The organism is Mangrovihabitans endophyticus (genome assembly GCF_014646155.1).
GTDB classification, from domain to species: domain Bacteria; phylum Actinomycetota; class Actinomycetes; order Mycobacteriales; family Micromonosporaceae; genus Actinoplanes; species Actinoplanes endophyticus.
The window spans coordinates 77,138-103,545 of record NZ_BMMX01000009.1; the positions used below are offsets into that span (position 1 = coordinate 77,138).

Sequence of the window (26,408 nt, forward strand, 5' to 3'; positions counted from 1 at the left end):
ACGCGCGGAGCAGGTGTCCGTTTTGCTGACCGAAAATGCGGGATACCGCATCGCGGAAGGGATAATCCGGGCGCATGCTTCCCGTGCCGGGCGGTCTGCTGTTGTTCTGGATTCAGCACGGACGGGGGGTCACCGGGGCGCTGCAAGGGCGCCGCGGTGGCTGCGCCGCGTGGTGTGTCCCGCATGCGGCGACGTCGCGGTGGCGGCCGGCGCAACGACGTGAGTTAATGCCTCACGCCGGAGTCGCCGCGCCCGCCGCAGTGGCGGGATTCTTCAGGAGCAGGCCCGGCCCGCCGATGGCGAGGGGGTGGCGGACCTGCATGCGATCATCGACGAGCGCGCGGTGACCACGGTGTTGCAGCCGCTGGTGGAGCTCGCCGGTGGGCGCCTTGTCGGATACGAGGCGCTCAGCCGGGGCCCGCACGGCAGTCCGTGGGAGAAGCCCGCCGCGTTGTTCGCCGCCGCCCGCGCGGCCGGCCGGGACGGCGAACTCGACTGGGTGTGCCGCGCCTCGGCGTACCGGGCCGCGGCCGGGCTGGATCCGCGGCTGGCGCTGTTCGTCAACATGGAACCGGCGGCGGCGCGTGTCCCCTGTCCACCCGACCTGGCGCCGGCGATCGAGCAGGGCGGCACGCTGCGCGTGGTCACCGAGATGACCGAGCGTGCCATCGCCCGCGACCCGGCGGCGCTGCTGGCGGCCACCAGCGCCTGCCGCGCGGCGGGCCGCGGCGTGGCCCTGGACGACGTCGGCGCCGACCCCGGCTCCCTGGCGTTGATGCCGTTCGTGCGCCCGGACGTGGTGAAACTCGACATGGATCTGCTGCGCCGGCCGGGCGATCCGGGCACCGCGCGCATCGTGGCGGCCGTCTCGGCGTACGCCGAAAGCAGCGCCGCGGTGGTGCTCGCCGAGGGCATCGAGACGCCACGGCAGTGCGACGTCGCGCGCACGATGGGTGCCGCGTACGGGCAGGGATGGTTGTTCGGCCGTCCCGGCACCAGCCCGCCGCGCGACATCGTGGAGTTGCCGCTGCCGATGGCCGGGCCGGAACCGGGCGACGGCACACCGTTCGAGATCGTGACCCGACGCCGCCGTCCCACCCGCGCGAGCAAGGCGGACCTGTTGCCGCTCAGCCGGCACCTGGAGGCGCTGGCCACCGACGGGCCGCTCCCGCCGGTGCTGCTCGCGTGTTTCCAGCACTCGCGGCATTTCGGCCCGGTGACCGCACGCCGCTACGCGCGGATCGCGCGGACCAGTCCGCTGGTGGCGGCGCTCGGCGTGGGCCTGAGCGCGGAACCGGCGCCGGGCGTGCGCGGCGCGCGTCTGTCCGCCGACGACCGGCTGGGCGGCGAATGGAACGTGCTGGTGGTCGGCCCGCATCAGGCGGCGGCCCTGGTGGCGCGGGACCTGGCGGAGACCGGTGTGCCGGACGCCGACCGCCGCTTCGACTTCGTCCTCACCCACGACCGGGACCTGGTGATCGCCGCGGCACGCCCCCTGCTCCGCTTCATCACCCCCACCCCATAACCCTCACCCTCACCCCCACCACCCCCGCGGCCCCGCCCCCCACCAACCCACCCCCCGTGCGCTCTCGCCCCCGCGACGCCCGTCGATCTTGAAGGTCCGGTCGGACAAGACGCGATATATCACCTTGAAACGGGAACGATAAGTCCAAGATCGGCCGATGGGGCGGGGGAGAGAGACGGCCGACGGGGCCGGGGGAGACGGCCGACGGGGCCGGGGAGACGGCCGACGGGGCCGGGGAGACGGCCGACGGGGCCGGGGAGACGGGGGCGGGGAACGGGGGGGCGGGGACGGGGTGGGTTCAGTGGCCGGCGCGGCTGCGTACCACCAGGACGAGTCCGATCAGCCAGGGGATCACGGCGATCACCGCGCCCTTGATGCCTCCGAACGTGATGAGGGCGGCCGCGGTCAGGCAGAGCGCCACCCCGACGACCAGGCGCAGCCGTGCCCGGCGGCGCTGGCTGGTGTCGCGGCGCAGATTCTCGACGATGCGCTCGAAGGCGAGACGCTCGGACTCGTCGGCCACGCAGGTCACGCTACGCCGATCCGGGCACGCTCGGGGCGGCGTCGTTCAACACATCGAAAAACTTCGCTGTAAGTCTTTATTGTTAACAAGGCTTTGGATTATGTTGAGGCGAACAGCCGACGGGACCCGCGCGCACCGCCGGGCGGGCCCCGGACCCGTCCCCCGGGCAGGCCGGGACGTCCCCCACCCGGCCTGCCGATCCCCCTCGACGAGGAGTCCGTCATGAGACGCCGGGTTGTTCTTCCTGCGCTGACCGCCGCCGCGGTCACCACCTCGTTCTTCGTCGCTGTCGCGCCCGCATCGGCGCACGGCTACATCTCGTCACCGCCGAGCCGGCAGGCCAACTGCGCCAGCGGCGCGGTGTCCGGATGCGGTGACATCGTCTGGGAGCCGCAGAGCGTCGAGGCGCCCAAGGGCTCGTTCCTGTGCAACGGCGGCGGCAGCCGGTTCGCGGTGCTCAACGACGACAGCAAGAACTGGCCGGCCGCCTCGGTGGGCTCCACCGTGACGTTCCACTGGGTGCTCACCGCGCGCCACGCCACGAGCACCTGGCAGTACTTCATCGGCACCACGAAACTGGCCGAGTTCAACGACGGCGGCGCCCAGCCCGGCTCCACCAAGTCGCACACGGTCAGCATGGGCGGGTTCACCGGGCGGCGGACGGTGCTGGCGCGGTGGAACATCGCGGACACCCAGAATGCGTTCTACTCCTGCGTGGACGTGAACATCGGCGGTGGTGGCGGAGGCGGCAGCACCCCGCCGCCGACGACTGCGCCGCCGACCACCCCGCCGACGACCCGGCCCCCGACCACGCCACCGACGACGCAGCCTCCGGCGGGCGGGACCTGGGCGGCGGGCACCGCGTACGCGGTGGGCGACGTGGTGACGTACAGCGGCGCGACCTACCGGTGCCGGCAGGCGCACACCGCGCTGGCCGGCTGGGAGCCGCCGAACGTGCCCGCGTTGTGGGAGCGCCTCTGACCCGGCCTCAGGCCCGGGCGGCTGGGCGCGGTGTCTCGTCTCCCGGCGCGGGTCGCGCCTCGTCGCCGGGCGGGCGTTGCACCACGGGACCGAGCGCAGATCCCGGGCGGCCTCCGGGCCGCCGAGGGTCGTCTCCCGCCGGCCACCAGCGGGGCCGGCGACGGGCCGCCAGGTCTTCCGCCCACCCGAAGGCCAGCACCGCCCCCGCCGTCAGCACCAGCGCGGTGACCAGGTCCACCGGGCCGCCCCACGGGCCGCTCAGGTCATCCAGGTGGACCACCGCGAGCACCGGCCACACCGCCGCGATGGCGATGTTGTGCCACAGATAGACGGTCACCGCCCGGTTGTTCACCAGGGTGACCGCCGCCCGCAACGGGGCGTTGCGGGCCACCGGGTCCCGGCGCGGCTGCCAGCGCAGCACCACCAGCACCACCGCCAGGGACCACAACGCCTGCGCCTCGGGCACATCGTTGACGTCCCATCCGTCGTCGGCCGCGTGCCACACCAGCCACCACGCCGCCGCCGCGCCGAGCGCCACCACGATCGGCAGCAGCAGCGCCGGGCGCAACCGGGCGAGCCTCCCGTCATGGTGGGCGAAGCCGGCCAGCCAGCACGCCCCGTAGGTGGCCGCGTCCCACATCGCCGGGTCCGCCGGTCCGGGCAGCGCCACGCCGGTGCGGTCCAGCACCGCGATCAGCAGCAGGGGCGCCGCGACAAGCCACCACCCCAGCCGCCGGAACAGCGGGTACAGCAACGGTGAGAGCAGCACGAACCACAGATACGCGCGGATGTACCAGAGCGGCTCCCACACGTCGACGCCACGGTCGCTGCCCGGCGGGTCGAACACCGGCAGCACCCAGAACGCCAGGCGTGTCACGTCGAAGGGGTGCTCGCCGTCCTCGGCCCGCCATCCGCCAACGATCATCAGGGGCACCGCTATCGCGCCGAGCAGCCACAGCGGCGGTAGCAGCCGTCGCAGCCGTGCGAACACCACCGCGCCGGCCGGGCGCCGGTCCAGCGAGGCGGCGGTCAGCGACCCGGCGAGGGCGAACATCACCCCCATGGCGGGCAGCAGCAGAGACAGCCACGGCCACCCGAAGAGGTGGTAGACGATCACCCGCGCGATGGCCGCGGCGCGGAGCAGATCCAGGTAGCGGTTGCGCACCGCGACAACGTATCGACGTGCGGCGGTGCCGCGGCACAGCCGCGCAGTCCGGGCGTACGGCCCGCGCGGACGACCCCGGACGGGGGAGACGGCCGTCACCCCGGGCGGGAAAGTCTCAAGCGGGGGTGTCCGCGGCCGATCGGCTGACGTGTCGCGGCGCAGCCCTCAGCAGCTTCGCGACCGTCACGGAGCCTCCCGGGCGGTCGCCTACCTCCTGATGGCCGCCGCCCCGTACGTCTTCGTCACCGGTGTCTTCCTGACCCCCGCCATCGGACCGGCGGGGATCGTCGCGGTGATCGTCACCTCGGTGACCGTCGCCGTCGTCGGGGCGCTGTGCTGGTTCCGGCCGGAGGCGTTGCCGGGCTGGTTCTGGCTGTCCGCGCCGCACATCGCCACGGTGTTCATCACCGGCATCAACCTGGCCACCGCCGACGCCAGCACCGGGGCGCAGCTCTTCTACATGTGGCCGGTGCTGTACGCGGCCAACTTCCTGCGCCGTCGCCAGGTCGCGGGGAGCGTCGCCCTGGCCGTGGCGGGCGATGCGGCCTGCACCTTCGGGCTCCTGGACCCGGGGCGGGCGATGGCCGACTGGACCGCGATGACGCTGGCCATGGTGATGCTGTCGGTCGTGGTGGTGCCGTTGCGTGAACGCGCCGAGCAACTGATGCGCCGGCTGGAGTCGCAGGCGCTCGCGGATCCGCTCACCGCACTGGCCAACCGCCGATCCTTCGACGACGCGCTGGCCGCGGCGGGCGCCTGGGCGCAGCGCACCGGACGCCCCCTCGCCCTGCTGACCGTCGACCTCGACCATTTCAAGACCATCAACGACACGTACGGGCATGCGGTCGGCGACGACGCGCTGCGGGCCGTGGCGGACGCGATGCGGGCGGTCGCCGAGGAGGACGATGTGGTCGCCCGGCTCGGCGGCGACGAGTTCGCCCTGCTGATCCGGACCGACCGGCGCGGCGCCCTGCACACCGGCGAAGGGCTGCGGGCGCGGGTTGCCGCGATCGACACCCTGCCCGGTGGCGCGCCCGGCATCAGCATCGGCCTGGCGGTGCTGCCGGACGACGCGGACAGCACCGCGGGCCTGCAGGCGGCCTCGGACGCCGCCCTGTACGTGGCCAAGACGCACGGGCGTGGGCGGGTGGCCGCGGCGGGCGGGCATCCGGCCCCGGGCCCGCAGCCGGTGCTCAGTCCGCAGCCGGCTCGATGATCTCCTTGCGCAGCCGGGGGTACGGTCCCCAGCCGTCGCGCAGCACGTGGATGTAGACCGCCTCCAGCGACACGTCGATGCGTTTCGCCAAGTCCACGTCGTCGGACCGGCCCAGCCGCACCGCCCGCGCGAAATGGTCCAGTGCCTCCATGTGACGACCCTGGTCGAAGCAGCACCGTCCGGCGTACTCGTGCACCAGACTGCGCAGCGTGGACGGTGCCTCCGAGCTGGCCGCCTCCTCGAACAGCCGGTCCGCCTCGGCGACGTCGCCGCGCAGCCGCAGCACGTGCGCCAGTTCCGCCTGGGCGATCACCACGGCGGACACCTCGCCCGCCGATTCGGCGTGCGCCAGCGCCAGCCTGCTCGCCGCGGCAGCCATGCCCAGCTCGCCGAGTAGGCGGAACACCTCGGCGCGGGCGCTGAGCAGCCCGGCGAGCGTCATGTCGTCCTTCTCGCATGCGAGCGGTTCGTCCAGCCGCGCGCCCAGCTCCAGCAACGGCTCCCGGTCGTCCACCACCTCGCGCAGGGTGCCGCCGTCCAGCCGCCACCGCATCTGCCGCAGGTCCTCGCCGGACAACGGGCGCGACGGATCCGCCGGCGCGGGACCGGCCGCGGGCGGGTGCGTGGCGCCGCGCACCGGTGCTCCGGCGGCCGGCGGTGCGGAGGTGGGTTGCGCCGCCGGATTGCGGGGCACCACCAGTGCCTGTTCCGCGGTCACCCCGAAACCCCGGAACAGGCCGGAGATGTCCAGGTCGATGGTCACCCCGCTGTCCGCGCCGTCGTCGCCGTTCCCGGCCGGTACGCCCGCCGGGTCCCGCAACGCCGCCGTCGCACGCCCGGACTCCGCGGCGTCGCCGGCGGGCCCCGTGCCGGCCCCGGTGGTGACGCCGCCCGTCGGTGCGGCACCGGACGCGCCGCCGCCGGCGGGGTTGTCGCCGCCGGCCGGGCTGCTGTCGGCCGGGCTGCTGTCGGCCGGGCCGGTGCCGTCCGCGCCGGTGCCGTCCGCGCTGGTGCTGGCGGGGTAGGCGTCGGCGGGGTCGGCCGTCTTCGGGCCGGCGGTGAACCAGGTGGGACCCAGATCGGCGTCCGCGTACCGGCGTACCGCGGTGTCCGGCCCGGAGATGACCAGGCGGCCGATCGGTGCGGTGGGCCCGTCCGCGTGTCTGTCCGTCGGGACCCCGTCCGTCGGGACCCCGGCCGCCGGGCCGCCGGGGCCGCCGGACGTGGCTGCACCGGACGTGGCTGCACCGGATGCGGGCCGGACGGCGGTGGGTGGGGCGTCGCTGGGCGCGGGCGCCGGGGCATGGACGGCGAAGAACCCGGGCTGGTCCGCTCCGGCGGCCGGAGTCCCCGGTTCCGTCCGTGGGGGCCGTGCGGCCGGGGCACCCGTCGGTTCCGCCGCCGGTGCTGCCGCCGATGTGTCTGCCGCCGTCGCGTCTGCGGTCGCTGGTGCTGGTGGAGGCGCGTCTGCCATCGTCGGCGGGGGCGCCGGTGTGCGGGCGGGTGCCGGTGGAGGTGGCGGGGGCGCCGGTGTGCGGGCGGGTGCCGGCGCGGGCGCCGGCGGGAAGGGCGTCTGCGGGGACGGCACCGGCCGGGCCACGGGCGGCCCGGTGACCGGCGGCCCGGCGACGGGACGGTCCACGACCGGCGGCCCGGCCACGGGCGGCCCGGAGATCTGCGCCGGTTCGGCGAATGAGGACGCGCCGGTTCCGCGCGCCGCCGGTTCCGGCCTGTCTTGTTCCGGCCTGTCTTGTCCCCCTGCCGTCTGTCCGGGCGCCGCCGGGTGCGCTGTGGCGGGTTGCGGTGTGACCGGTGGGGGCGTGGTGGCCGGTGGGGGCGTGCCGGGCGTACCCGGATCTCCCGCTGGTCCGTCCGCCACCACACGCAGCGGCGGCGGGGTCTGCTGGCCCACCACCCGCGGCGTCGCCGGAGGCTCGGCCCGGCGCACGACCTTGGGCTGCGCGGGAGGCTCCGGCATGCGCACGGCCCGCGGCGGCACCGGCGCGGTGCGGTCGAGCACCCGGGGCGCGTCGTCGGCGCGTGCCGCGCCGGAGCCCGGACGCTCGGTCCCGGCGGCCTGCCGGGCGGGGCGCAGGTCCTCGGTGGGGCCGCGCGGGTGGCCGGCCTGCCGGGCGGGGCGCAGGTCCTCGGTGGGCGCCGGCGGGGGACTGGCCTGCCGGGCGGGGCGCAGGTCCTCGGTGGGCGCGTCACCCGGCGCGGTGGTGCCGCGACGGTCCCGGGGTGGACGGTAGAGATCCAGCGGGTCGCCGGTGCCGACCGGCGGGGCCGCGGGGTCCATCGCGTCTCCGGCCGGTGCCCCGGCCCACGCGGCGCCGTCCGGGGCGGGCGACGCCCACCTCGCCTCGGCGGGCGGGCCGGCCGGTGGGGCGCCGGGCTGACCGGTCGCGGCGCCGTCGGACACCGGGCGCTGACCGTCGCGTCCGGCCGCCCCCGGGCTGCGCCGGTTGCGTCGGCCGCCCGGCGGCCGGATCGGCCCGCCGAGGTCGTCGTCCGTGCCGAAGCTGACCCCGTCGGCGGCGAAGGCGGCGCCACCCGCGGCGAGGGCGGCGTCCTCCGCCGGGCGGGTGGCGTCGTCCGTGCGGAATCCGGGATGGTCGGCGTGGTGCACCGGAACGGCCACGCCGTCGGCGGACACCGGGGCGTGCGCCGGGGAGACGTGTGCGGGCGAGACCGGCCCGGCGGCTGGCGACGTCGGTCCGTTTCCCGGCGTGACCGGCCCCTGCGGGTGGCCGCGGCCCGGCGTTTCCGTGGTGAACGCCGCGGCCGCGTCGCCGGCGACGGGCGGCACGCCCCCCACGCCGGGCTCCGGCCCCTCGTAGGTGACGGGCCCCTCGTAGGTGACGCGGGTGACGCCGGTACGGCGCGGCGGCACACCCGTCGGACGCGTGACCGGCTGGCCCGGCTGGCCCGGATACGCGCCGGGCCGTCCGGGGCGCATGATCGGCTGACCCGGACGCATGGCCGGCGGTCGCGGGCCGGGCCGCGTGCGGGGCGCCTCCGGCGCGTCGCGCCGGGCGGCGGGCGGCTGCTCCGGCGCCGCACGAGGGCCGCGCGGTTCGGGCCGGCCGGGCGACGGCAGGTCACGCCGACCGTTGCGGTCCGGCGTGGGCATCTCGGGCCGGTCCGGAGAGGGGGTCTCGCGCCGGGCGGGGGAGGGCGTGCTGTCGAGGTCGAACTCCGGCTGGTCGAAGTCCGCGCCCAGCTCCGGGCGGTTGAAGTCGAGCACCGCCGACTCCGGGCCGGCCAGATCCGGGCCGGACATGTCCGGCGCCACGAAGTCCGGGTCGTCCAGCCAGCTCGGCCGCACCGTGTCGAAGCCGGACTGCGGGTCGATCTCCGGGCCGGGGACCGATCCCGATGACCGTGTGTAGCCGGATTCGCGACGGCGCCGGCGTGCGGCGAGCTCGTCAATCCCCGTGACGGGTGACGGGCGACGGGTGGGGAGAACCGGTTCCGGTGCCGCAGCGCGGCGGACCACATAGCGTTCCCGGGCCGTGGCGCCGGATTGATCGCCGTATTCTTCTTCCCAGTACTCGTCGTCCTCGAAGCTCACCGGTCGATCACCTCGGGGCGGGGGCCGCCGCGCGCGCAGATCCGCATCGGTGTCCCCCCAATCGTTCGCCGCCGCGCCTCGCCACGCCCGCCGAACGCCTCGTCACGTGGCCGATGTGGAAGGTTAATCATGGATTTGCGCGGGGCGCCACCACCGGATGCGGCCACCGTGCGAGTCCGGTGGGACGCCCCGCGTCGACAGACAGTACGGACGGTGGGTCGCGAAGGTTCACCGGTGACCGAGAAATGCGGGCTCAGGGCCCCGTGATCGGCGCAACGGTCAACGTGCGGACACGCTGCGCACCATTCGGACGCGGAAAATGCGTGTGTCCACTTAAGCAATTCTTAATGCCACGCTGAGGCGGAGAACAATAAATCTTCCATTTACTGACGGTGATCCTCCGCCGCGGCGAGGGCACGCGACGCATCCCCCCGCCCCTCCCTGGGCGGGGTGGGCGAGCGGGCGTGCGCCCTAGAGGCGGCCGTCCGCGGTGAACGGGCCCACCGCCGCGGGCAGCACGAGTCCCGCGCCGGACAGGTCGCGCAGCAGCCCGCCCAGTTCCTCGCGGGTCAGCGCGCCCGGCAGCTCCGGCTCCCGGTGTGGCACGTCCAGCGCCCGCGCCGCCTCCAGCGCCCGGGCGCCGATCGCCGCCTCGACCGCCCACAGTCGATGTGCCCGCATCGCCAGGTGCGCCGAGGCGGTGAGTTCGTCGTGCAGCCGCAACAACCGGCGCAGATCGCAGGCCAGTTTCTCGATCGGTGGCCCGTACGGCACCGGCTCGCTCGGCTGCCGCCGTGACCAGAGCGCGGCAGCCCAGGCGCACCATCGCGGTGCTTGCAGCGCGATCGCTCCGACGGCGGTCGGGGTCACGGCGATCAGGATGAGCTTTCCCACATCGAGGTAGTTCACGGCCTGCTCCTTGCGCGAGCGGGTACCTCTCGACGATCCGCCGCGAACCGGGCACCGTCAAGCCGGGACGGTGCGACATCGCCGGTCCTGCGGAGGCCGATGGGCGTGTGTACCGTGTCGTCTCGGTGCCGCGACGGCGCCGCCCGAGAGGAGAGGTTCACCGTGCCCCGCCCCGCCCGCCTCGCCGCCGCCGGCGCGCTTGTCGCACTGCTCGCCACCGTGGTCGGCTGCGACTCGGATCCCGCCAGCCGCACCGCCGCGCCCGCCGCGTCGCAGAGCGGTCCGGCGCCCGCGACCACCAGCCCGTCCCCGACGCCGACCCCGCCGCCGCAGTTGCCGCTGGGCGGACGCGAGATCTTCCCCGAGTACCGGGTGGTGGCCTATTACGGCACGGCGGGCACCGCCAGCCTGGGCGTGCTGGGCGAGGGTAAGCCGGACACGATGCTGCCGAAGCTGCGCAAGGCCGCCGCCGGGTTCGCCGGCGACCGCACGGTGCAGGTGGCGTACGAGCTGATCGCCACCGTCGCCCAGGCCGGTGCCGGCAAGGACGGCGACTACAGCCAGATGATCCCGGAAGACAAGATCCGGCAGTACGTGGATCAGGCGCGCGCGAACAAGGTGATGGTCATCCTCGACCTGCAGCCGGGCCGGGGCAGTTTCGTGCCGCAGGCCAAGCGGCTGGAGAAGTTCCTGTTGCAGCCGCACGTCGGGCTCGCGCTCGACCCGGAGTGGCGGATGCCTGCGGGCAAGGTCCCCGGCCGCACCATCGGGCGGGTGAAGGCGTCCGAGGTGAACGAGGTCTCGCAGTACCTGTCCGATCTGGTGACCGCGCACGATCTGCCGGAGAAGCTGTTCGTGGTGCACCAGTTCCGCACCTCCATGCTGCCCGACGTGGACAAGATCGCCGAGCGGCCCGGCCTGGCGATGGTGCAGCATGTGGACGGTTTCGGCACCCGCTCGGAGAAGGACGCCACCTGGCAGCGGCTGCGCCGCCCGCAGCAGTTCCACATGGGTTACAAGCTGTTCTACGACGAGGACGTGCACCGCTACAAGGCGGCCGACGTGCTCGGCTTCGACCCGGTGCCGGAGCTGATCAGCTTCCAGTGACCGGTGCGGGCGCGGCCGAGTCCAGCGGGCCCGAGTCCAGCCCGGCCGAGCCCAGCACACGGGTGACCCGCACCTCGATCACCACACGGCTCGGGTTCGGTCGCGGCGTGCGGTAGCGCTGCGCGTACCGCCGTTCGGCCTCGGCCACCGACTGCGGATCGTCGCGGACCACCGCCGTACCCTCCACGGTGCTCCATCGCCGGCCGTCCACCTGGCAGACCGCCACCCGGTGCTGCCCGGCGCGGACGTGCCGGGCCTTGGCCGACGTCGCCGAGCAGATCACCCGCAGCAGGCCGGCCGGCGCGTCGAGGGTGGCGCCGACCGCGGTGACATGCGGCGAGCCGTCGCGGCGCAGCGTGGTCAGCGTGCACAGGTGCCGTTCCGCCCAGAAGGCCCGCAGCCCGGCTGCGTCCAGGGCGATCACGCCGGCTCGGCGGGTAGTAGCCCGCGGCGCACCGCCTGCACCAGCAGGGCGTGGTCGGCCTCGACCTGATCGGCGTACGCGCGGGCGAACCGGCAGAACGCGCCGCCCAGCTTGCGACCCTTCCCGATGTACCCGGCGATCATGGAGGCGCCGCTGGTCCGGGCGTGGCTCTTGGCCAGCAGATAGCCGCAGATGCCGGCGTAGTCGGCCAGCGCCTTGGCGCTCATGCCCTCGACCACGACCGCGCCCTTCATGTCCCGGAACTGGCGCACGTAATATTGCAGCTCGCCGACCGTGGTCCAGCCCAGCAACGGGTCGCTGACGGTCTGCAGCGCCTGCTGATACTCCACCACCCGCTGGCCCTGGTGCCGGTGCCAGGCCGACTCGCCGTGCAGATGCCGCGCCACCACCGACCGGCGGGCCTGCTTGAGTTGCAGGAACACCACGTCGTCCGGGCTGCTGCCCTCGCACAGCGCGACGTACGCCCGCAGGCCCACCGATCCGACCCCGACCACCTTGTGCGCGATGTCCACGATCCGGTATCCGGCCAGGATGCGCGCCCAGTGCGGCGGCAGCGTCGCCAGGTAGTCGTCCAGTGCCGCGGCCAGTTGCTCGCGCTCGGCGTCGCTGGGCCGGGTGATCAGCGGCGGCTCCTCGACCAGTCGCGCGGTGTCGGCACGCTGCTCGGTGAACCGCGGCAGCGCCCGGTCACTGGTGCGGCGGCGGGCCCGCCGGGCGGCCCGGTCGATCTCCTGCCGGAAACTCGACTTGCTGGCCACCGCGCGCAGCCGGTCCACGTCCAGCCGCTCGTACGAGCGGGCCAGCAGCGCCTGCTCGGCCAGGTGCGCCACCTGCTCGCGGTACTCGTCGACGCAGTGCCGCACCGCGTCGCCGCAGGCCGGCTCGGAGAAGCCGTTCTGCCGTCCGGCCACGTGCACGCTGGTGGTGAGCCGTCGCAGGTCCCACTCCCAGGCGCCCGGATGCGCCTCGTCGAAGTCGTTGAGGTCGAACACGAGCTGGCGTTCCGGCGAGGCGTAGAAACCGAAGTTACCCAGGTGGGCGTCGCCGCAGATGACCGGCGTGATGCCGGTGTGCGGAAGGGTGGCGAAGTCGTCGGCCATGATGTTCGCCGAACCGCGCAGGAACGCGTACGGCGAGGCGATCATGCGTCCCACGCGCACCGGGATCAGCCACGGCTGCCGGCCCACGTGGGCCTCGATGATCTGCTGCACCGGATCGGCCCGGCGCTCCTGCGGCGTCCAGCGGGCCAGGCCCGAGCGGGGCGAGTCGCGGCGCAGGGAACGGCCCAGACGATAGCGCTCCGGGCGGGGCCGGGCGGGGCGGCGCAGCGAGGCGAAGCCGTCGTCGGCGGACGCCCGGCCGGCGGCTGAGCTGATCACGACGTGATCGGTGCGCGATCGTTCCATCGCCCTCACCTTAATGAATCGCGGTGGTCCGCGACGCGGTGGTCCGCCGTGCGATCCGGCGGCGGAGTTCCGGTGCCGCGGCGACGGACGTACGCTCGTGTCGTGGATCACATCGACGCGATACGTACCCCGGCGTCCTGGGTCGTGGTGGGCCTGGACAACGGTGGCACCTGCAACAACGCCACGGTGCTGGACGCGACCGGGCAGTTTCTGGTCGACCACCTGGTGGAGAACCCCAGCCTGGTGCTGGACGGCCCGGAGGCGGCGATCGAGCAGCTAGCCGCGGCGCTGACCGGCATCCTGGAGCTGACCCGCACACCGCGCACGCTGGTGCGCGCGGTGGGACTGGACACGCCGGGGCCGGCCAGCGCCGCGGGCGTCATCTCGTCGAAGGGCGCGACCAACTTCTCCCAGCCGGACTGGCACGGCTTCGACATCCGCGGCGCGCTGGAGGAGCGCATCGGCCTGCCGGTGGTCTACAACAACGACGCCAACGCCGCCGCGCTGTACGCCCACCACCGGCACTTCGGCGCCGACGCGATGGAACGCTCGTCGGTGTCCGCCATCGTCGGCACCGGCCTGGGCGGCGGGGTGGTCGAGGCCGGGCGGGTGATCAGCGGCGCCGCCGGGATGGCCGGCGAGCTGGGGCACGTGCAGATCCCGTTGCAGGACGTGCTGGAGCAGGGGCAGCCGGTGCCGCGCTGCAACTGCGGCTTTGCCGGCGACGTGGAGAGCGTCGCGTCGCTCACCGGCATCCGCAACAACCTGCTGCCCTACTGGCTCACCCGGTTCCCCGGCCACCCGCTGGCGGCCGAGCCGGTGTCCGCCGCGGCCAAGGCGCTGCGCTCGTACGGGGAGAAGGAAGACCCGCTCGCCCTGTCGGTTTTCGGTCAGCAGGCGGCGGCGATCGGCAAACTGTTCACCATCGCGGCGAACTTCACCGACCCGGCGATGTACTTCCTCGGTGGCGGGGTGGTCGAGGCCGCGCCACGATTCCGCGAATGGTTCCTGCAGCGGGTGCGGGAGAACACCGACCTGCGCCGCGAACAGGCCGAGGTGGCCGGATTCGCCCTCGTCCCGGACCTCGACATGGCGGGTGCGCGCGGCGCCGCGGTGGCCGCGCTGGACAGCGTCTCCACGGCCGCGCTGCGCTGACCGGTGCGGACGCGGGATCATCGACGGCACTAGATATTGATCAACCCCTTCAGTAGCGTCGCGGGTGCCGTCCGCGGCGGGGGCCCGGACGGGTCGAAGGGGGATCATTGATGCGACGCAGCATCGCGGCCGCCGGAGCGCTCATGCTCGGTCTGGTCGCGTTCACACCGGTCGGCGCGTCCGCCGCCGGCGGCAAGGCCGGCCCCGGTCTGAGCCCGGCCGAGCAGGCGAGGCTGGCCAGCGGCGAGCAGCTCGCGCCGAAAGCCGCGCCGGGTGCCAAGCCCGCCGGGCCGAATCCGTATCTGTCGCTTCTGCCGGACGCCCGCACGGCGGACTACGCCGGCTGGACGGCGTACATGAAGCAGCAGTCGAAGGCCCGCGCGGCCGCCCGCCTCAAGGCCCTGGGGCTGACCGCGGACCAGGCCAAGGCCGCCGACACACCCCCGGTGGTGGTCGACGAGGACGAAATCGACGGCACCCGCGGGGCCAACGACAACCCCGCGCTGGCGCAGCGCATCCCCGACTTCGGCACGGGGGACAAGAAGACCTTCGCCAAGATGCGCATCCTGGGCAGCCTGGACCCGGAGCCGGTCAGCCCCACCACGCAGCCGGCCACGCCCGAGGACGACGGCGCCATCCCGTTGGCCGGCTCAACCTCGATCGGCTCGCTGCGCTCCGGCGTCACCGTCTCCGCCGAGATCGGCGACGGCCCGCACGGCTCGGCCGGTACGGACACCGGCGACTTCGACTTCTATGAGCTCACCGCGGCCGCCGGCAAGGTGATCACGGTGCAGACCTCGACGCCGACCGGCGACCTGGACACCTACGTGCGCCTGTACGACGCGGACGGCACCATCGTGGCGTTCAACGACGACGCCGACGGCCTGGACAGCAAGCTGCAATACTCGGTGCCCGCCGACGGCACCTACTACGCGATGGTGGCCTCCTACGCCAGCCTGCCCAGCGACCCGTTCGACCCGGCCAGCGGCCCGGGGGCGAACACCGAAGGGCCGTACACGGTGACCATCACCTCGGCGGCCGACGACACCGACTTCTACGCGATCCGGCTGCGTCCCGGCGACGTGCTGGGCGCGCGGGTGACCGGCTCCGCCGGATACCTGACGGTGTACGACACGCAGCCGCGCGAGGTGCACGGCTCCAGCCAGGACGCCTCGTTCATCTACCCGATGGACTCGCCGCTGCCCGGCGGCGGCAACGCGGTGACCGACTACGTGGCCACCAAGGCGGGCTGGCACTACGTGGGCGTGGCCAACGGCGACGGGGCGTATGACATCACCGTCGAGGCGTACCGTCCGGGTCTGCAGGGTCAGCGCCCGGTGCAGACGCTCTACCTCGACTTCGACGGCGCCCGGGTGAACACGTACGTGGTCGGTGGCGGCAACGGCAACGTCGACCTCAGCCCGCTGGCGGCGTTCCTGGGCAACTGGGGCCTGACCCGCGCCGACGAGAACGCGCTGATCGACAAGGTCGTGGCCGAGGTGACGGAGAATCTCCAGCAGGACATGATCGAGAGCGGTCTCAACCAGCGCTTCGCGCTGAAGGTGCGCAACAGCAAGGACAACCCGGACGTCTGGGGTCAGGAGAACGTCAGCCGGGTCGTGGTCGGCGGCACCATCGAAGAGTCCGGGATCAACACCATCGGCATCGCGCAGAGCATCGACCCGGGTAACTTCGGCACCGAGGAGACGGCCCTGGTGCTGCTCGACGTGCTGAGCTCGCCGCCCGGAGGGGTGGCGTCGCTGAACACCTACATGACGCCGGCGAGTGACCGGCTGGCGTTCGTCGGACAGGCGCTGGGCAACGTGATCTCGCACGAGGCCGGGCACTTCTTCGGCAACTTCCACACCGACAACGCCGACGCCACGGCGAACCTGATGGACGCCGGCGGCACCGGCTTCGGCACCCTGTTCGGCGTGGGCCCGGACGGCATCGGCGGCACGGCGGACGACGCGGACGTCGACTTCGGCGAGGACCAGTTCATCCCGTCCGAGGGCTTCTCCGGCACCGAGAACACGCTCGGCCGGGTGGCGTTCGGCCTGACGAGCTGATTTCCGGTACGCACGACGGGCGGGCCCCGGAACCGGTTGGTTCCGGGGCCCGTCGGCATCAGTCGCTGACCGGCGTCAGTCGGCCAGCGCCGCGTCCACGTCCGCGAACACCTGCAGGTAGTCGGTCAGCCCGAGGGTTTCCAGCAACCGTCGCAGGAAACCCGACGGGGCCGCCAGGCGCACCCATCCGCCCCGCTCCTGGGCCCGGCCGTGCGCGGTCACCAGCACGCCGACGCCCATCGAGTCGCAGAAGTCCAGCCCCGCCACATCGACCACCACGCGCGGCGCCGGCCGCTCCACCAGGCGGCTCAGGTTCGCCTTCAGGGAGGCCGCGGTGTCGATGTCGAGGGAACCGCGCAGCACGAGGACGGCCGTGTTCGGCGGGCGGTGCGCGACCGAGACCTGCATGGCTTTGTATCGCTTTCGGTCATGGGGGAGGGAAAGGGGGCGGGTGCGAGGGTCGTTGACCTTCCGTTAACACCCTAGGCGAGAACCCGCCCATCTCCCGAATCCGCTCCGAAAGCGGTGTGTTGATCTTCTGCCCGAACGCCTACAACTCGTTGCGCCACCGGCGCCCGCTGCGACCGATCAGGCGGTCCGCGTCCGCGGGACCCCAGGAGGCCGCCTCATAGGTCGGGATGGGGGAGCGGTCCTCCGCCCAGTGCTCGATGATCGGGTCCACGATGCGCCAGCACTGTTCCACCTCGTCGGTGCGGATGAACAGCGTGGGGTCGCCCAGCAGCGCGTCCAGCAGCAGCCGCTCGTACGCCTCCGGGGACTCCTCGCGGAACGTCCGGTCGTACGAGAAATCCATGCTCGCCGTGCGCACCCGGAAGGAATGACCGGGCACCTTCGCGCCGAAGCGCAGCGAAATGCCCTCGTTGGGCTGGATGCGCAGGATCAGCGCGTCGGCCTCCAGCTCGGTGAGCTGGGTGGTCGGGATCGGCAGGTGCGGTGGCCGCTGGAACTGCAGCGCCACCTCAGTCACCCGGGCCGGGAGCCGCTTGCCGGTACGGACGTAGAACGGCACCCCGGCCCACCGCCAGTTGTCCACGTTCAGGCGCATCGCGGCGTACGTCTCGGTGCGCGACAGCGGGTCGACGCCCTGCTCGTCGCGGTATCCGGGCATGAGTTCCTCGCGGGTCCCGCCGCGGGTGTACTGCCCCCGCACGGCCAGGTCGGCGATGTCCCGGTTGGTGGGCAGCCGGATCGCCTGCAGAAGCTTCACCTTCTCGTTGCGCAGGCCCTCGGCGTCGAAGCTGGCCGGCGGCTCCATCAGGGCCAGCGCCAGCACCTGCAGCACGTGGTTCTGCACGATGTCGCGCATCGCGCCGGCGTGCTCGTAGAAGCCGCCGCGGCTGCCCACGCCCAGCGTCTCGGCCACCGTGATCTGCACGTGGTCGACCCAGGACCGGTTCCAGATCGGCTGGAATATGGCGTTGGCGAATCGCAGGGCCAGGACGTTCTGCACGGTGTCCTTGCCCAGGTAGTGGTCGATGCGGAAGACCTGCGGCTCGTCGAACGCGGCGTGCACCACCTGGTCCAGTTCCCGCGCGGTGGCCAGGTCCCGGCCGTACGGCTTCTCGATCACCAGCCGGGAGAACGCGCCCTCGCGGGCCCGGTTGAGACCCGAGGCGGCCAGCCCGTTGATCACCGGCTGGAACGCCTCGGCGGGGGTGGACAGGTAGAACAGCCGGCTGCCCGCGGTGCCGCGCTGGTGGTCCAGCTCGTCGAGCACCTCGGCGAGCCGCTTGTACGTCTCCGGGTCGTCGTAGCCGCCGGAGACGTATCGGATCCCGCCCTCCATCTGCGGCATGTTCGACAGGCCACGCTCGCCCAGCGCGCCGGCCACGAACTGCTCGTCGGACATCGCCGTGCGGGCGACGCCGACCAGGGCGAACTCGGCTGGCAGCCGCTGGTGCCGGGCCAGGCTCTCCACGGCCGGCAGCAGCTTGCGGCGGGTGAGGTCACCGGAGGCGCCGAAGATCACCAGGGTGGCCGGCGGGGCGGAGCGCTCCTGATTCAACTGAGCGACGTTGTCCATGGGTCCGTTTCGTCCTTCGACTCAGAGGCGGAACCGTCTGACTGCACCTTACGCAGGGCAGCACGGCGGGGGATCGGTCCGGTATGTCGTTGCGGCCAAGCGCGTACGACAAAAGTGGCAAACTAGAAATAATGGCCCGGCGACAGGAGGCGACCCGACGTGAAACACCGGCTGGTCACGCGCAGTGACTTCGACGGCCTGGTCTGCGCCGTGCTGCTCCGGCATCTGGACATGATCGACGAGATCAGCTTCGTGCATCCCAAGGACGTCCAGGACGGCACGGTCGAGGTCACCGGACGTGACATCCTCACCAACCTGCCGTACGCGCAAGCCGCTCACCTGGTCTTCGACCACCACCACTCGGAGACGCTGCGCACCGGCGGCGACAAGCCGAACCACATCATCGACCCGGACGCCCCGTCCGCGGCGCGGGTCATCTACCGGCACTACGGCGGCGCGCAACGGTTCCCGCAGGTCTCCGACGACCTGATGCACGCGGTCGACCAGGCCGACTCGGCCGCGTACACGCTGCCGGACATCCTGCATCCGACCGGCTGGACGCTGCTCAACTTCCTCATGGACAGCCGCACCGGGCTGGGCCGCTTCCGCGAGTTCCGGATCTCCAACTACCATCTGATGATGCAGCTCATCGACGCCTGCATCGACCACCAGGACGTCGAGCAGATCCTCGCGCTGCCGGACGTCGCGGAGCGCGCCGACCTGTACGAGAACTGCTCCGAGCTGTTCCGTGAGCAACTGCACCGGGTCTGCCGGATGGACGGCGACGTGGTGATCGTCGACCTGCGCAACGAGGACACCATCCACGCCGGCAACCGGTTCATGGTGTACGCGCTGTTCCCCGAGGCCCGGGTCTCGGTGCACGCCCTCTGGGGCCGCAACAAGCAGAACACCGTGTTCGCCTGCGGCAAATCGATTCTCGATCGCAGTTCCCCGGCCGACGTGGGCGCCGTCATGCTGCGGTACGGCGGAGGCGGTCACGTGGCGGCGGGCACCTGCCAGGTCGCGCACGAGGACGCGGAACGTGTGCTGGACGAGATCGTGGGAGAGTTGCGCACACCCCGTGCGGTAACCGTCTGAGTGGTGTGCCCGGGGCGTGCAGCGGGGCGGGAGGGCCGACCCTCCCGCCCCGCACGCCGCAGGTCGTGGGCCTTGCCCTTGGCCCCACCCGCCCGTCGTGCTCCGCACCCCACGCGCGTCCGCACGACATGCCCGCGCCCACCTGCGCGGGATGTCCCTCACTGGTCCCGATAGCTCCAGGCATTGACCTTCGGTCCACCGGCGCCGACCAGCGAATCGTCACCGGCGTCCGCGGTGGTCCCGGCCGCCGTGCCCTTGTCGTCGGCTTCCGCCTTGTCGTCCGCGGTCGTGTCGTCGTCTGCCGTGGTGTCGTCGCCGGTCGCCGTCGTCGCGGCCCGGCGTCCGCGCAGCAGCACCACCACCGCCCCGGCCCCGGCCAGCAACGCCAGCACCCAGCCGGCGATCGACCAGAACCCCGGCCCCTGCTCGGCCTGCGCCACCACGGCGGCGAACGCCGCGTCCTCGCCGTCGCCCTGCGTCGCCTCCGTCCCGGAAGCGCCCGAACCGTGCCCGGCGTGACCCGGCATCTCCTGACCGGGCTTGGCGGGGGCGAGACCGACCGTGGCGGGCGGCAGCGCCGGCGTGGAGGACCCGTCCGCGTACGTCGGCACCACCCGGAAGGCGATCGAGCTCACCTGCGGCATCGGCCCGATCGCGATGCGCACGTCGCCCGTGGCCCCGGGCGCCAGTTCCCGCCCCGGCGCGGCCGTCCACGTGATGTCCTTGACCGCCTCGGTGACCGGGGTGCCACCATGGATGCTGTTCAGCGGCACCGCCAGGGTGCGATGCTCGATCTGCGGCGCCCAGTCGTCCACCGACAACGGATACACCTCGGCCACCGGGGTGTCCTCAGGGATCACCACGGTCAGCCGTTTGATCGCTTCGGTGCCCTCGTTGGTCACGGTGAACGTGAGGTTCACCCCGCCGCCCTGAATCGCGTTCGGCGGGCTGACGGTGACATCGGCGGCGGCGGGAACGGCCGTGGCGAGCACGCCGGCCGTGGCAAGGCCGGTCAGAATGCCCACGCGGCGAAGGCGGTGAAGTCGGCGCACGATCGGTAGTTCGGATGCCGGACGCCGATGGTTCAACGCGCCGCAAAATTTTCCGTCCCGCCTCCCGCCCGCCCCCCACGCCGCCCGCCCGTCCCCGCCCGCCCGTCCCCGTCCCGCCCCGCCCGCCCCGCCCCAACGGATCGATCTTGGTATTAGTGGGGCACCAAACCGCCCTCAATATCGCAATTCCGGCCCACTAACTCCAAGATCGGCGGTGCGGGGCGGCGCGGGGCGGCGCGGGGCGGCGCGGGGCGGCGCGGGCGGGGACGGGCGGGGACGGGACGGGGAGGGGTGCGGGGCGGGGCGGCGCGGACAATGGCCGGATGCGAGACGTGCCGATCGGCGGAGAAATGATCAGACTCGGTCAGTTCCTCAAACTGGCGGACCTCATCGACACGGGTGGCGAGGGCAAGGTCCTGATCGCCTCGGGTGACGTGTCGGTGAACGGCGAGGTGGATCGCCGCCGCGGGCGTCAGCTACACCCGGGCGACGTCGTGGCGGTGCTCGGGCGGCAGGCGCGCGTGGCCTGACCGTGCCCGGGCGTGGCGGCGGGACCCGCGCCGGGCGTCGTCGTCGGGAGGGGCGTCGTCTGGCGGGAAGGCATCCGTGCGCCGGCCCCTGCGCCCGTGGCCGATGACGGTGCGCATCGGCGCTGTCCACAGTGCGTACCGTCGGTGACGGGGTGTGAGCGGTTGACACCACATTGATCGTGGGCATGTACTGATGACCGATGTGTTACCGGCTGCCTACGCGCCGGTGACGTCCGTCGCCTCGACGAGGAGGCCGCATGTCCCGTGCCCGCGTGTTCCCGGCCGTGACCGCCGCCACGCTGACCCTCGCCGCCGGCCTCTGCGGCTGCGCCGGCTGGGGCGGGAACGCCGCCGGTGACGGCGGCGCCAACAGCATCAACGTGCTGATGGTGAACAACCCGCAGATGATCGACCTGCAACGCCTGACCGCGGCGAACTTCACCCGGGAGACCGGCATCGGCGTGAACTTCACGGTGCTGCCCGAGAACGACGTCCGCGACAAGATCAGTCAGGAGTTCTCCAGCCAGGCCGGACAGTACGATGTCGCGTCACTGTCCAACTTCGAGATCCCGATCTACGCCACGTCGCACTGGATCGCGCCGCTGGACCGGTATGTCGCCGCCGACCGGCGATTCGACCAGGCGGACATCCTCCCGTCGATGACGAAATCGCTCACCGCCGACGACGGCAAGCTCTACGGTGAGCCGTTCTACGGCGAGTCGTCGTTCCTCATGTACCGCAAGGACGTGCTGGAGAAGCAGGGCATCACGATGCCCAGCCATCCGACGTGGCCGCAGGTCGCCCGCATCGCCGCGCAAGTGGACGGCAAGGAACCCGGCATGCGCGGCATCTGCCTGCGCGGCCAGCCCGGCTGGGGTCAGGTCATGGCGCCGCTGACCACGGTGGTGAACACGTTCGGCGGCACCTGGTTCGACAAGGACTGGACGCCGCGGGTGGACGCGCCCGGCTTCACCGCGGCCACCCGGTTCTACGTCAACCTGGTACGGACGCACGGGGAGGCCGGCGCCCCGCAAGCCGGCTTCACCGAGTGCCTGAACAACACGGTGCAGGGCAACGTGGCGATGTGGTACGACGCGACGAGCGCGGCCGGGTCGCTGGAGGCGTCCGACTCGCCGGTCAAGGACAAGATGGGCTACGTCGCCGCGCCGGTGGTGCACACCGAACGCTCCGGCTGGCTGTACGCGTGGTCGTGGGGCATCCAGCAGGCCAGCGCCAAAAAGGACAACGCCTGGAAGTTCATCTCCTGGGCGTCCAGCCGACGGTACGAGGAACTGGTGGGCGAGAAGATCGGATGGTCCAGCGTCCCGGCCGGCAAGCGGGCCTCCACGTACGAGAATCCGGATTATCTGACGGTGGCGTCCGCGTTCGCCGAGCCGACCCGCGACGCCATCGCCGACGCCGACCCGCGCAATCCGGGGGTGCAGCCGCGGCCGGCCATCGGCATCCAGTTCGTCGACATCCCGGAGTTCACCGACCTGGGCACACAGGTGTCGCAGAACATCAGCTCGGCCATCGCCGGGCAGATGAGCGTGGACGAGGCCCTGGACCGCAGCCAGCGGCTGGCCGAGGACGTCGCCGAGCGATACCAGTCCCGGCAGGAGGGGTGAACGGCGATGACATCCGTGGCCGAACAGACGTCCCGGGGCCGGACCGACGCTGCCTCCCGGGCCGGGGGCGCCCCGCGCCGGGCCGCCGGGTGGGCGCGCCGGGCTCCGCTGCTCCCCGCGCTCATCTTCATGATCGTGGTGACCCAGTTGCCGTTCGTGGCCACGCTGGTGATCTCGTTCATGGACTGGAACGCCTACTATCCCGACGAGCGCGGGTTCGCCGGGGTGGACAACTTCCGGCGGGTCTTCACCGACATCAACATGCGCGAGGCGGTGTGGACCACCATCCTGCTGACCGCCGGTGTGGTGCTGATCAGCCTGCTGCTCGGGCTGGGCATCGCGCTGCTGCTGGACCGCAAGTTCCGCGGGCGCGGCGCGGTCCGCACCATGATGATCGCGCCGTTCCTGGTGGTGCCGGTGGCCGCGGCCCTGCTCTGGAAGCACGCCCTGTACAACCCGGAATACGGGCTGTTCAACGGTGCCCTCACCGGGGTGTGGAACCTGTTCGGCGCGGACCGGCCGCCGCAACCGGACTGGATCAGCACCATGCCGCTGTGGGCGGTCATCTTCGCGCTGGTCTGGCAGTGGACCCCGTTCATGATGCTGATCCTGCTGGCCGGGCTGCAGGGACGCCCGCTGGATGTGGTGGAGGCGGCCCGCATCGACGGGGCGAACACCTGGCAGATCTTCCGCACCATGACGCTGCCGCACCTGCGGCAGTACCTGGAACTGGGTGCGCTGCTCGGGTCGATCTACATCGTGCAGAACTTCGACGCGGTCTTCACCATCACCTCCGGCGGCCTGGGCACCGCGAACCTGCCCTACACGATCTACACCATCTTCTACAACGCCCACGACTACGGCCGTGCCTCGGCGGCGGCCGTCGTGGTGGTCATCGGCACGATCATCATCGCGACCTTCGCGCTGCGGACCGTGTCGTCGCTGTTCAAGCAGGAGCCCGGGCGATGAGTGGAGGACCAGCATGAGTGTCACCGAGACCGGGCCCGTGACCGCCACCCGCGGCGAGCGCGGCGAGCGGATCCACCATCGCCGGGACCGGGCCGGCGTGTGGTTCTCCCTGCTCGCCTGGGTGGTCGGCATCCTGTTCGTGCTGCCGGTGCTGTGGATGGTGCTGACGTCCTTGCACAGCGAGGCGGACGCCGCGACCAACCCGCCGTCGGTGTTCGCGCCGGTCACCCTGGAGGGCTACCGGGAGTTCTTCACCGCGGGCGCCAGTCCGTGGCCGCCGCTGCTGAACTCGCTCACCGCGAGCATCGTGTCCACCGCGCTGGTGCTGCTGTTGTCCATCCCGGCCGCGTACGCGCTGTCCATCCGTGCGGTGAAACGCTGGACCGACGTGCTGTTCTTCTTCCTGTCCACCAAGATGCTGCCGGTGGTGGCCGGGCTGCTGCCGATCTACCTGTTCGCGCAGAACACCGGCCTGCTGGACAACATCTGGCTGCTGATCCTGTTCTACACGTCGATGAACCTGCCGATCGCGGTGTGGATGATGCGCTCGTTCCTGTCCGAGGTGCCGGTGGAGATGCTGGAGGCGGCGGCGGTGGACGGCGCCGGGCTCGGCCGGATCATGCGGGCCGTGATCGCTCCGGTGGTCATGCCGGGGATCGCCGCCACCGCGCTGATCTGCTTCATCTTTAGCTGGAACGAGCTGCTGTTCGCCCGGGTGCTGACGGCGACCGTGGCGGAGACCGCACCGGTGTTCCTGACCAGTTTCGTGACCAGCCAGGGGCTGTTCCTGGCGCAGTTGTGCGCCGCCGCGTTCGTGGTGTCGCTGCCGGTGCTGGTGGCCGGGTTCGCCGCCCAGGACAAGCTCGTTCAGGGCCTGTCCCTGGGCAGCGTGAAGTAGTCTCCGAATCAAGATCCACGCGGCCGGCCTCGCGGATGGCGGGGCTGGCCGTCTCCGTGCTGAGCTGGAGGAACACCATGGCGACCATGACGGGTGTGATGTTGCCCGGAGACCGCACGGTGCGGCACGTGGAGCGGGAGGTGCCGCAGCCCGGCCCCGGCCAGGTGCTGCTCGCGGTCAAGGCGTCCAGCATCTGCGGCAGCGACATCCGGGCGATCTACCGCGAGCACCTGGGACACGGCCCGGAGGCGTACCAGAACGTGATCGCCGGGCACGAGCCGGCCGGCCAGGTCGTCGCGGTGGGTCCGGGCTGCCGCCGGCTCGCCGAGGGGGACCGGGTCGCGGTCTACCACATCGCCGGCTGCGGGGTGTGCGACGAGTGCCGGGCCGGATACATGATCGGTTGCACGTCGCCGCACCGCGCCGCGTACGGCTGGCAGCGCGACGGCGGCCACGCACCGTACCTGCTCGCCGAGGAACGCACCTGCCTGCCGTTGCCGGAGCCGCTGTCATACCTGGACGGGGCGCTGGTGTCCTGCGGGTTCGGCACCGCGTACGAGTCGCTGCTGCGCCTGCGGGTCTCCGGCCGTGACGCCCTGCTGGTCACCGGGCTGGGGCCGGTCGGGCTGGCGGCGGCGATGCTGGGGCGGGCGCTGGGCGCCGGGCCGGTGATCGGCACCGACATCGCGCCCGAGCGGCTGGCGGTGGCCCGCCGGCTGGGCCTGGTCGACCACGCGGTGCCGGCCGGTGACGGCGCGGCCGAGGCGATCGCGGAACTGACCGGCGGTCAGGGGTGCTCGGCGTCGGTGGACTGCTCCGGCAGCGCCGCCGCGCGGCTGCTCGCGCTGCGCAGCACCCGCACCTGGGGCCGGTGCGCGTTCGTGGGGGAGGGCGGCCAGGTGACGCTGGACGTGTCGCAGGAGCTGATCCACCGCCAGATCACCCTGCACGGGTCGTGGGTGACCTCACTGCGGCACATGTCCGAGCTGCTGGAGAACCTGGTCCGCTGGGAGCTGCGCCCGGACGTCACGGTGACCGACCGGTTTGCGCTGGCCGACGCCGGCCGGGCGTACGAACTGGCGGACGCGGGCACCGCGGGCAAGATCGCCATCGTCGCCGGCTGACGGGCGCGGCATGAGAAATCCGTCGATCGGCGGGAACCGTAGGGGCCGGGCCACCGTCGTAGCCCCCATGACTGTGATCCGCGGCATCTGGACAGCCGCCGCTGCGATGACCCTGTTCCTGATCACCGCCTGCGCCAACGGCACCCCCACCGGGGCGTCCGGCAGCTCCAGCGCGGGCCCGAGTTCCGCACCCGCCGCGCCGGCCGGCGACGGGCTGGTTCTGCGGGTGACCCGGGCCGGCGGGTTCGTGCCCGCCGACGTGATGCTCGGCCGGCTGCCCGTGGTCAGCGTGTACGCCGACGGGCGAATCATCACCGAAGGACCGCAGATCGCCATCTATCCCGCCCCGGCGCTGCCCAACCTGCAGGTGCAGCAGGTCTCCCCGGAGACCGTCGACGCCCTGGTGAAGCAGGCGCTGGACGCAGGGGTGCGCTCCGGTGACGCGTTCGGCAAGCCGGGCATGGCCGACGCGCCGACCACGGTGGTCACGGTGGTCACCGGCGGCACCACCTACTCGGTGTCGGTGGTCGGCCTGGGCGAGGCGTCCCCGGACGACCCGCGGTTGTCCGACGCCGAGAAGAAGGCCCGCGCCAAGCTGTCGGAGTTCATCGGCAAGCTGACCGGGCTGCCCGGCGCCAAGGGACTGCCGGAGCCGCAGCCGTACCGGGCCGATGCGGTGGCGGCGCTCGCCGGGCCGTACCAGACGCCGGCCGCCAGCGAGCTGCCCAGCCCCCCGCCCGCGATCACCTGGCCGGGGCCGGAACTGCCCGGTGACACGCTGCCCAGCGGGCGCCCGTGCGTGGCCGCGACCGGCGCCCAGGCGGACGCCGTGCTGGCCGCGGCCAAGGACGCCAAGGCCACCACGCCGTGGGTCTCCGGCGGGGAGAAGTACCAGGTGACGCTGCGGCCCCTGCTGCCGGACGAGACCGGCTGCGGCGATCTCGCGGGCACCCGGTGACCCCGCTCGGCGACCCGTTCGGGGATCCGTCC

At 72.7% G+C, this 26,408-nt stretch carries 22 protein-coding genes; 13 read left to right on the forward strand and 9 right to left on the reverse strand.

Annotated features, from left to right (window positions below):
• The first annotated feature begins 307 nt into the window (after positions 1 to 307).
• The gene (locus IEY73_RS13110) at positions 308 to 1,525 is read left to right on the forward strand and encodes a sensor domain-containing phosphodiesterase (RefSeq protein WP_189079458.1); all 1,218 of its coding nucleotides are present in this window, start codon (positions 308 to 310) and stop codon (positions 1,523 to 1,525) included.
• Positions 1,526 to 1,823: 298 nt separating this feature from the next.
• On the opposite strand, the gene IEY73_RS13115 is transcribed toward IEY73_RS13110, so the two are convergent.
• On the reverse strand, positions 1,824 to 2,048 hold the full coding sequence (locus tag IEY73_RS13115; protein WP_189079459.1) for a hypothetical protein: 225 nt from the start codon (positions 2,046 to 2,048) through the stop codon (positions 1,824 to 1,826).
• A 222-nt stretch (positions 2,049 to 2,270) separates the two neighbouring features.
• Between IEY73_RS13115 and IEY73_RS13120 the strand changes: the two genes are divergently transcribed.
• Positions 2,271 to 3,029 carry a lytic polysaccharide monooxygenase gene (locus IEY73_RS13120; RefSeq protein WP_189079460.1) on the forward strand — a complete coding sequence of 253 codons (759 nt, stop codon included), beginning with the start codon at positions 2,271 to 2,273 and terminating at the stop codon, positions 3,027 to 3,029.
• A gap of 7 nt (positions 3,030 to 3,036) precedes the next feature.
• On the opposite strand, the gene IEY73_RS13125 is transcribed toward IEY73_RS13120, so the two are convergent.
• Positions 3,037 to 4,194: an acyltransferase family protein gene (locus tag IEY73_RS13125; protein ID WP_189079461.1), complete on the reverse strand. Its 1,158-nt coding sequence runs from the start codon at positions 4,192 to 4,194 to the stop codon at positions 3,037 to 3,039.
• 217 nt (positions 4,195 to 4,411) lie between these two features.
• Between IEY73_RS13125 and IEY73_RS13130 the strand changes: the two genes are divergently transcribed.
• Positions 4,412 to 5,410, forward strand: coding sequence for a GGDEF domain-containing protein (locus tag IEY73_RS13130; RefSeq protein WP_189079462.1), 999 nt, complete (start codon positions 4,412 to 4,414; stop codon positions 5,408 to 5,410).
• Here the strand turns inward: IEY73_RS13130 and IEY73_RS13135 are convergent.
• Complete coding sequence (locus IEY73_RS13135) at positions 5,388 to 8,984, reverse strand: hypothetical protein (protein WP_189079463.1); 3,597 nt, start codon at positions 8,982 to 8,984, stop codon at positions 5,388 to 5,390. The two genes, IEY73_RS13130 and IEY73_RS13135, sit on opposite strands and share 23 nt — an antisense overlap.
• A gap of 471 nt (positions 8,985 to 9,455) precedes the next feature.
• Positions 9,456 to 9,893 (reverse strand): hypothetical protein, encoded by a 438-nt coding sequence (locus tag IEY73_RS13140; RefSeq protein WP_189079464.1) that lies wholly within the window; start codon positions 9,891 to 9,893, stop codon positions 9,456 to 9,458.
• A gap of 162 nt (positions 9,894 to 10,055) precedes the next feature.
• Here IEY73_RS13140 and IEY73_RS13145 point away from each other — a divergent pair, with 162 nt between their 5' ends.
• On the forward strand, positions 10,056 to 11,000 hold the full coding sequence (locus tag IEY73_RS13145) for a hypothetical protein (protein WP_229715800.1): 945 nt from the start codon (positions 10,056 to 10,058) through the stop codon (positions 10,998 to 11,000).
• On the opposite strand, the gene IEY73_RS13150 is transcribed toward IEY73_RS13145, so the two are convergent.
• Positions 10,987 to 11,424 carry a pyridoxamine 5'-phosphate oxidase family protein gene (locus IEY73_RS13150; RefSeq protein ID WP_189079465.1) on the reverse strand — a complete coding sequence of 146 codons (438 nt, stop codon included), beginning with the start codon at positions 11,422 to 11,424 and terminating at the stop codon, positions 10,987 to 10,989. The two genes, IEY73_RS13145 and IEY73_RS13150, sit on opposite strands and share 14 nt — an antisense overlap.
• A complete protein-coding gene (locus IEY73_RS13155; RefSeq protein ID WP_189079466.1) occupies positions 11,421 to 12,851 on the reverse strand; it encodes a DUF2252 domain-containing protein in 1,431 nt (476 codons plus the stop codon). The genes IEY73_RS13150 and IEY73_RS13155 overlap by 4 nt, the downstream gene beginning before the upstream one ends.
• A gap of 102 nt (positions 12,852 to 12,953) precedes the next feature.
• Here IEY73_RS13155 and IEY73_RS13160 point away from each other — a divergent pair, with 102 nt between their 5' ends.
• A complete protein-coding gene (locus IEY73_RS13160) occupies positions 12,954 to 14,006 on the forward strand; it encodes an ROK family protein (RefSeq protein WP_229715801.1) in 1,053 nt (350 codons plus the stop codon).
• A 110-nt stretch (positions 14,007 to 14,116) separates the two neighbouring features.
• Positions 14,117 to 16,075 carry a PPC domain-containing protein gene (locus IEY73_RS13165; RefSeq protein ID WP_189079467.1) on the forward strand — a complete coding sequence of 653 codons (1,959 nt, stop codon included), beginning with the start codon at positions 14,117 to 14,119 and terminating at the stop codon, positions 16,073 to 16,075.
• Between the two features lie 75 nt (positions 16,076 to 16,150).
• Here IEY73_RS13165 and IEY73_RS13170 read toward each other — a convergent pair whose 3' ends face one another.
• Together IEY73_RS13170 and zwf are read right to left on the reverse strand one after the other, a co-directional pair.
• Positions 16,151 to 16,483, reverse strand: a complete 333-nt coding sequence (locus IEY73_RS13170; RefSeq protein ID WP_189079468.1) for an STAS domain-containing protein — start codon at positions 16,481 to 16,483, stop codon at positions 16,151 to 16,153.
• Between the two features lie 142 nt (positions 16,484 to 16,625).
• Entirely contained in the window at positions 16,626 to 18,119 is a 1,494-nt protein-coding gene (gene zwf, locus IEY73_RS13175; RefSeq protein ID WP_189079469.1) for a glucose-6-phosphate dehydrogenase, read from the reverse strand.
• A 159-nt stretch (positions 18,120 to 18,278) separates the two neighbouring features.
• Between zwf and IEY73_RS13180 the strand changes: the two genes are divergently transcribed.
• The gene (locus tag IEY73_RS13180) at positions 18,279 to 19,217 is read left to right on the forward strand and encodes a DHH family phosphoesterase (RefSeq protein WP_189079470.1); all 939 of its coding nucleotides are present in this window, start codon (positions 18,279 to 18,281) and stop codon (positions 19,215 to 19,217) included.
• 158 nt (positions 19,218 to 19,375) lie between these two features.
• Here the strand turns inward: IEY73_RS13180 and IEY73_RS13185 are convergent, their stop codons facing one another.
• A complete protein-coding gene (locus IEY73_RS13185) occupies positions 19,376 to 20,242 on the reverse strand; it encodes a DUF1775 domain-containing protein (RefSeq protein ID WP_189079471.1) in 867 nt (288 codons plus the stop codon).
• A 350-nt stretch (positions 20,243 to 20,592) separates the two neighbouring features.
• On the opposite strand from IEY73_RS13185, the gene IEY73_RS13190 reads away from it, so the two are divergent.
• From IEY73_RS13190 to IEY73_RS13215, 6 genes are all read left to right on the forward strand, one after another.
• The gene (locus IEY73_RS13190; RefSeq protein ID WP_189079472.1) at positions 20,593 to 20,799 is read left to right on the forward strand and encodes an RNA-binding S4 domain-containing protein; all 207 of its coding nucleotides are present in this window, start codon (positions 20,593 to 20,595) and stop codon (positions 20,797 to 20,799) included.
• A 257-nt stretch (positions 20,800 to 21,056) separates the two neighbouring features.
• Positions 21,057 to 22,427 (forward strand): ABC transporter substrate-binding protein, encoded by a 1,371-nt coding sequence (locus IEY73_RS13195; RefSeq protein WP_189079473.1) that lies wholly within the window; start codon positions 21,057 to 21,059, stop codon positions 22,425 to 22,427.
• A 6-nt stretch (positions 22,428 to 22,433) separates the two neighbouring features.
• Complete coding sequence (locus IEY73_RS13200; RefSeq protein ID WP_189079474.1) at positions 22,434 to 23,396, forward strand: carbohydrate ABC transporter permease; 963 nt, start codon at positions 22,434 to 22,436, stop codon at positions 23,394 to 23,396.
• Between the two features lie 13 nt (positions 23,397 to 23,409).
• A complete protein-coding gene (locus IEY73_RS13205; RefSeq protein WP_189079475.1) occupies positions 23,410 to 24,294 on the forward strand; it encodes a carbohydrate ABC transporter permease in 885 nt (294 codons plus the stop codon).
• 86 nt (positions 24,295 to 24,380) lie between these two features.
• The gene (locus IEY73_RS13210; RefSeq protein WP_189079476.1) at positions 24,381 to 25,418 is read left to right on the forward strand and encodes a zinc-dependent alcohol dehydrogenase family protein; all 1,038 of its coding nucleotides are present in this window, start codon (positions 24,381 to 24,383) and stop codon (positions 25,416 to 25,418) included.
• Positions 25,419 to 25,485: 67 nt separating this feature from the next.
• The gene (locus IEY73_RS13215; protein WP_189079477.1) at positions 25,486 to 26,376 is read left to right on the forward strand and encodes a hypothetical protein; all 891 of its coding nucleotides are present in this window, start codon (positions 25,486 to 25,488) and stop codon (positions 26,374 to 26,376) included.
• Positions 26,377 to 26,408 lie beyond the last annotated feature (32 nt).

What these genes read in the sequence shown, in the direction of transcription:
- IEY73_RS13120 (WP_189079460.1), top strand. Translation starts at nt 2,271, where the DNA reads ATGAGACGCCGGGTTGTTCTTCCTGCGCTGACCGCCGCCGCGGTCACC.
- IEY73_RS13130 (WP_189079462.1), top strand. Translation starts at nt 4,412, where the DNA reads ATGGCCGCCGCCCCGTACGTCTTCGTCACCGGTGTCTTCCTGACCCCC.
- IEY73_RS13155 (WP_189079466.1), bottom strand. Translation starts at nt 12,851, where the DNA reads ATGGAACGATCGCGCACCGATCACGTCGTGATCAGCTCAGCCGCCGGC.
- IEY73_RS13165 (WP_189079467.1), top strand. Translation starts at nt 14,117, where the DNA reads ATGCGACGCAGCATCGCGGCCGCCGGAGCGCTCATGCTCGGTCTGGTC.
- IEY73_RS13170 (WP_189079468.1), bottom strand. Translation starts at nt 16,483, where the DNA reads ATGCAGGTCTCGGTCGCGCACCGCCCGCCGAACACGGCCGTCCTCGTG.
- zwf (WP_189079469.1), bottom strand. Translation starts at nt 18,119, where the DNA reads ATGGACAACGTCGCTCAGTTGAATCAGGAGCGCTCCGCCCCGCCGGCC.
- IEY73_RS13190 (WP_189079472.1), top strand. Translation starts at nt 20,593, where the DNA reads ATGCGAGACGTGCCGATCGGCGGAGAAATGATCAGACTCGGTCAGTTC.
- IEY73_RS13195 (WP_189079473.1), top strand. Translation starts at nt 21,057, where the DNA reads ATGTCCCGTGCCCGCGTGTTCCCGGCCGTGACCGCCGCCACGCTGACC.
- IEY73_RS13200 (WP_189079474.1), top strand. Translation starts at nt 22,434, where the DNA reads ATGACATCCGTGGCCGAACAGACGTCCCGGGGCCGGACCGACGCTGCC.
- IEY73_RS13205 (WP_189079475.1), top strand. Translation starts at nt 23,410, where the DNA reads ATGAGTGTCACCGAGACCGGGCCCGTGACCGCCACCCGCGGCGAGCGC.
- IEY73_RS13210 (WP_189079476.1), top strand. Translation starts at nt 24,381, where the DNA reads ATGACGGGTGTGATGTTGCCCGGAGACCGCACGGTGCGGCACGTGGAG.
- IEY73_RS13215 (WP_189079477.1), top strand. Translation starts at nt 25,486, where the DNA reads ATGACTGTGATCCGCGGCATCTGGACAGCCGCCGCTGCGATGACCCTG.